At 39.4% G+C, this 510-nt stretch carries 2 pseudogenes; one reads left to right on the top strand and one right to left on the bottom strand.

What is annotated here, in order from left to right:
• Positions 1-220 precede the first annotated feature (220 nt).
• A pseudogene (locus NXS07_RS21675) lies at positions 221-298 on the top strand (HNH endonuclease); the annotation flags it as partial.
• A gap of 72 nt (positions 299-370) precedes the next feature.
• Here NXS07_RS21675 and NXS07_RS20755 read toward each other — a convergent pair.
• Positions 371-510: pseudogene (locus tag NXS07_RS20755) on the bottom strand (IS5/IS1182 family transposase); the annotation flags it as partial.

Raw genomic sequence — 510 nt, 5'->3', positions numbered from 1 at the left:
GCGAAAGAGCTCACCACTCGGTTGACTGATAACTTCCAGATTTTAAAACCCGCCTCTTCAAGTTAATTGCGTATATGTGAGTATTTCTCAAAGTAGACTGAAAGAAGTATTGAGCTATAATCCTGAAACAGGAAAATTCATATGGATAAAAAGAACTGGGCCAAGGTGTAAACTTAAATCATCGGCAGGTAGACTTGATACTCATGGCTATTTTCAAGTGATGATTGATAAAAAGTATTATTTTTTACATCGCTTGGCTTTTTTATATATGAATGGGGAGTTACCCGAGTCTGACTTGGTTGTAGATCACATAAATGGAAATCCGTCAGATGATAGATGGTTAAACCTAGACGATGTCGTCATGAGATTTTCAGCCAAAGAACAAGGCAAGAAAAGACGCGCTATTTTTTGCATAGCGAGTGGCTATACCACGCCAGCGCTTAAGATGAAGGAAAGTATTTTCAACCAAATGGCGAAGCCGATAGAGCTCACGATCATATTCTCTGGCGG

Origin of the sequence: Xenorhabdus bovienii (genome assembly GCF_024721015.1) — a bacterium.
GTDB classification, from domain to species: domain Bacteria; phylum Pseudomonadota; class Gammaproteobacteria; order Enterobacterales; family Enterobacteriaceae; genus Xenorhabdus; species Xenorhabdus bovienii.
Note: the sequence above shows the minus strand (reverse complement) of the source record. Positions and strands in the feature narration are given on the sequence as shown.